This window comes from Streptomyces sp. NPDC093109 (assembly GCF_040701725.1).
In the GTDB taxonomy this organism is placed as follows: Bacteria; Actinomycetota; Actinomycetes; order Streptomycetales; family Streptomycetaceae; genus Streptomyces.
Genome location: NZ_JBFBEZ010000099.1, coordinates 1 through 4,078 on the forward strand (window position 1 = coordinate 1; position 4,078 = coordinate 4,078).

Annotated in this window: 6 protein-coding genes; all 6 read right to left on the minus strand. The window is 70.4% G+C overall.

The genetic code is table 11. The features are described from left to right. Positions 1 to 111: 111 nt before the first annotated feature. Positions 112 to 330 carry a helix-turn-helix domain-containing protein gene (locus AB0389_RS37640; protein ID WP_366400094.1) on the minus strand — a complete coding sequence of 73 codons (219 nt, stop codon included), beginning with the start codon at positions 328 to 330 and terminating at the stop codon, positions 112 to 114. A 304-nt stretch (positions 331 to 634) separates the two neighbouring features. Beyond that, positions 635 to 2,170: a YfjI family protein gene (locus AB0389_RS37645; protein ID WP_366400095.1), complete on the minus strand. Its 1,536-nt coding sequence runs from the start codon at positions 2,168 to 2,170 to the stop codon at positions 635 to 637. Beyond that, positions 2,167 to 3,039 carry a DNA primase gene (locus AB0389_RS37650; RefSeq protein ID WP_366400096.1) on the minus strand — a complete coding sequence of 291 codons (873 nt, stop codon included), beginning with the start codon at positions 3,037 to 3,039 and terminating at the stop codon, positions 2,167 to 2,169. The genes AB0389_RS37645 and AB0389_RS37650 overlap by 4 nt, the downstream gene beginning before the upstream one ends. A gap of 81 nt (positions 3,040 to 3,120) precedes the next feature. Beyond that, a complete protein-coding gene (locus AB0389_RS37655) occupies positions 3,121 to 3,399 on the minus strand; it encodes a hypothetical protein (protein ID WP_366400097.1) in 279 nt (92 codons plus the stop codon). A gap of 11 nt (positions 3,400 to 3,410) precedes the next feature. Next, positions 3,411 to 3,842 carry an NUDIX hydrolase gene (locus tag AB0389_RS37660; protein WP_366400098.1) on the minus strand — a complete coding sequence of 144 codons (432 nt, stop codon included), beginning with the start codon at positions 3,840 to 3,842 and terminating at the stop codon, positions 3,411 to 3,413. Positions 3,843 to 3,853: 11 nt separating this feature from the next. Beyond that, a complete protein-coding gene (locus AB0389_RS37665) occupies positions 3,854 to 4,042 on the minus strand; it encodes a hypothetical protein (RefSeq protein WP_366400099.1) in 189 nt (62 codons plus the stop codon). Positions 4,043 to 4,078: the final 36 nt, after the last annotated feature.

Genomic DNA, 4,078 nt, shown 5'->3' on the forward strand with positions numbered 1-4,078 from the left:
TTGTACCAGCGGTCTTGGATGTGGCCTGCCATGGGTGGCTGCTCCCTGGGGAATGGCGGCGGCCGGTGGCGAGGGGTGCTCGCCACCGGCCGTGGTGTTGGTGCGGGTTGGTCAGGCCGCGTTGTCGGCCATGCGGTCGTTGACCCATGTGCGGACGGCCGCCGGGTCGTAGCGGACGTGTTTGCCGATGCGGAAGCCGGGCGGTCCGGTGCGTTTCTTGCGCCAGCCGTAGACGGTTTCCAGTGGTACGCCGAACATGGCGGCGATGTCGTCGGGGGTGAGGTAGCGGTCCGGGAGTCCGGCCCGGAGGGTGGTGACGGCGGTGGTCACGGGTGGTGCCTCCTGAGGCTGCGATCGCCATGGTTCAGGCGGGGGCGCCACAGAAACCACGGAATACACAGAAAGCCGGGCGCACTCGGTTGACCTGTGGTTTCACGGTCCCCCGGGCGGTCGGGCGGCCTGTCACAGAAAGGGTTGGAAGTCCCACAGAAATAGGGCGGGGGTATTTGTGTGGGACTTCCGGCTGTTTCTGTGACGGCGGTCCGTAGCGTCCGGGCAGGGGTTCCGGTGCTGGTCAGAGCGCTACGGTTAGGTTTTTGTGTATTGCGTGGTTTCTGTGGCGCGGTCCGGGCTGTCAGCCGGTGGTGGTGTCGTGGATGCGGGGGTGGATGAGGTAGCGGGGTGACGGGGGCCGTCCGCGTCCGCCGGTGCGCTGGACCGGTTGCATGCGGACCCAGCCGTGGTCTTCGAGGAGACCGAGGGCGGGTTCGAGGTCGGCCACGGTGGCGAACTCGGAGCGGGAGAGTTTCACCAGCAGATCGCGTTTGCTGATGTCGATTCCGTCGTGGTTGCGCAGGGTCTCCAGCACGGTGGTGGCGCGGGCCACGGTGGGATCGGCTCCCATGCGGTCGAAGACGGCGAGTGCGTGGGTGGCGAAGTACTCACCCAGCTCGATGGCCGCGCGCACGGTGTCGGCGGTGACGGGGCGGGTGTGGGCGTTGGCACCGTGCTCGGCGAGGTGCAGCAGTCCGGCGATACGGGCCGTGGCGCCGACAAGCTTCCCTGCCCAGTCACTGATGTGCCCGAACGCGCCTCCCCGCGCGGCGAGTTTGGGTTCCACGCGCTCCTGAAAGGCCAGCAGAGCCGCGTCCGCGTCGGGGGTGAGCTGAAGTACCGCCGGATCGGTCCAGTCGGCCAGGAACAGCGTCAGGTCGATGACCCGCTCCGCGTACGTGGCGCGTACGGCGTCGGGGATGGGATCGGGGCTGGACTTGCGCCGGCCGACCAACGATTCGGGCAGCGAGTACAGGAAGCGTCCAAGGAGTCCCCGGCCGCGTCCGCCCTTGATACGGCCGATGTCGTCCAGGACCTGAGGCTGTACGCACAGACCCATGGTCAGGGCGGGGTGGTCGATGTACTCCTTGCGTGTCTGCCGGTTGACGCGGAGCCGGTCCCCGGCGTGCCCTTTGAGGAAGGGGCCCATGTTGGGGGCGCCGGAGTAGCGTCCGGCGATGATGTCGAAGATCTCGCCCTCGGCGCTCATGACGGAGATGCGTCCGCCCTGTTCGTCCATGAGGGAGATGACGGTTTCCGCCGTGGCATCGTCAGCGAGCAACTGCGGCTCGGCGGGGATCGTGACGGACTCCGCTGTCCGCGCCATGCTGACGGCCGTCTGAACGAGCGCGTCCCGCTCCCCGACATCGGCGGACGCTGCCTTGGCCGCGGCACGCTCGGCTGCTTCCTTGGCGATACGGGCGGTCATCTGCGCTTCGGCGATGGCGGGGGCCGTCTTGGCCTGGAGCTGCTGCTCCGCGTCGTAGAGGGGGCTGGTGAGCAGATCGAAGACTGCGGACTTCCGGTTGGCCGGGGGGAGCGCGACGACGGTGAACAGGTTGCTGGGCTCCCGGTAGTTCCCCCGGATGTGGACGACGGCCCGTCCGCCGGCCGCCGTGGCGAGCACGGACAGGGCGACGCATCCGGCGAGATCGACCGGGGTCTGTGTCTCCTCGGCCACCGCTTCGACGAACTCGCGCACCCAGTCCGGGAAGGTGTGTGTGGGGAAGTCCCGCAGCATCCGGTTCCCGGTGAGCGGTACGGGGTCGTCCCATGCCGGGGGCTGAGGTTCGTCGGTGTCGGGCGGGGCCACGTCGTCCCACAGATCGGCGCTCATGCCACCCTCCGGGCAACGGTGGCGAGTCCGTTGGTGACGGCGCGGTGGGCGTACGGCTCGGGGACTCCGACGGAGACGGCGGCGGCGGTGATCTGTGCGCCGATGGCGTCGAGTCCGCAGGGTCCGGGGCACCGGGTGTGCTGGTTGGCCAGGAACCGGGCGACGCCGTACGCCTGTGATCCGGCGCCGGATTCGGTGCGGGAGCGCACCATGGCCAGTCCCCGTTCCAGGCCGGTGCGGACGTAGCGCTCGGTGTGGCGGCATCCGGTGGCGACTGCCGGGTCCCACGTCGGGTTGGGGAGGGAAGAGACCACCCTCCCCCGGGCGGGGTTGGTCTCTTCCCCTCCGATCAGGTCGCGGACGGACGACGGGAGGGGCGTCGTGGTGCCGGTGCCGGATCCGAGCCATCGGGCGTACTGCATGAGCGACTTGACGTCGACGCCGGGCCGTACCCCGTTGGCCGACGGCATGGCGCCGCAGTAGACCCAGTGCTCTCCGCGTGTAGTCGGGACGGTCCGGGTGGCTGGGAGGGTCTGGCGGGCCCATGCGACGGCCGCCGTGTTGTCGAGGTCCACGACGGTTACCCCGGCGCCGCCGGGGTGGTAGGCGACGGCCTGAGCCTCGCGCCATGCTCCGGCCCATGCGGGGGAGGTGAGGACGCGGGGGTCGGTGGTGGCGGCGGCCCACGCGTGGCAGGGACGGGGGCACTGGCAGGTGCCGGGGGTCTTCATGTGGGGGCGTCCGCCGCAGGCGAGGTCCGCGCACGTACGGCAGTTGCCGAACGGCACTTTCCCGGCCCGCAGAGGCAGCACGGGCACATCCGCCGTGGCCAGTTCCAGGGCGGTGCGGAGGTGGTTCGGTTGAGGCATGCTGGATGTCTCCAGTTCTGTGAAGGCTGGCAGACGAGAGCGGCCCCGGTTCTTGGTCGGATGGGGGCCGCTCTCGGCTTGTCAGAAGGGCGGTTCGTCGCTGTAGCCGCCGGTGCCCCACGGGTCCTGTCCCGCCGTGCGGCGGTGGGGCAGGCGCGGGAGGGGCAGGAGCGTCCAGCGGCGGTTGGGGTTCCAGCAGTGGCAGAGGTAGGAGTGGGTTCCGGCGTACTCGCCGGTCTCGTCTCCGTAGTCCTCGTCCCAGCCGCCCTCACCCCGGCAGTCCGGGCAGTTCGGGCGGGGGGTGTCGGTGAGGATGAGCGCCGGGCGGGGCCACGTGGCGCGTCGGATGCGCAGTCGCACGGGGGTGTCCTCTACTGGCGGGGGTCGGTCGTTGCCACGACCGCGCTGAGGATGTCGGCGTGGTCGAACGCCAGCGGCGGGAGCGCGGTCAGGGGCCACCAGCGGGCAGCGGTGGCGTCGTCGCCCGCCGCCGGCTGGATGGGCTGCGGGAGGGTGGTGGTGTAGGCGACGGTGACGTACCGGCCGCGCGGGTCGCGGCCGGGGGTGTCGAAGGTGGCCACCTGTCGCAGGGCGGTGGTGGGCACGGTGATGCCGGTCTCCTCGGCGAGTTCGCGCCGGGCGGCGGTCAGGCTGGTCTCTCCCGCGTCGACGTGGCCGCCGGGCAGTGCCCAGGAGCCCTCGAAGGGGTCCCAGCCGCGTTCGATGAGCAGGACGTGCCCGGCGGCGAGCAAGACGATGTCGGCGGTGTAGCGGATGGTCTCGAACGTCTCGGTCTCGGACATGCAGGTCTCCCTCAGAGGTTGGGGATGGCGTTGAGGACGGCGGTGGCGAGTTGGTTGATGGGGGCGGCGGCGCCGGTGGAGGCGAGGAAGAACCCGAATCCGGCGGCGGTGAACGCGGCGCCGAAGCTGAGGGAGCGGGACCGGAGGAGGAAGAACAGGACGAGTCCGAAGAGGAAGACCAGGGAGATGGTCAGTGCCACGGCGGGGTTCCCTTCTGGGGTGGTGTGCGGTGGGTG

Bases quoted from the DNA above. Each gene is read 5' to 3' on its own strand.
- AB0389_RS37645 (WP_366400095.1), bottom strand. From the start codon at position 2,170: ATGAGCGCCGATCTGTGGGACGACGTGGCCCCGCCCGACACCGACGAA.
- AB0389_RS37650 (WP_366400096.1), bottom strand. From the start codon at position 3,039: ATGCCTCAACCGAACCACCTCCGCACCGCCCTGGAACTGGCCACGGCG.
- AB0389_RS37660 (WP_366400098.1), bottom strand. From the start codon at position 3,842: ATGTCCGAGACCGAGACGTTCGAGACCATCCGCTACACCGCCGACATC.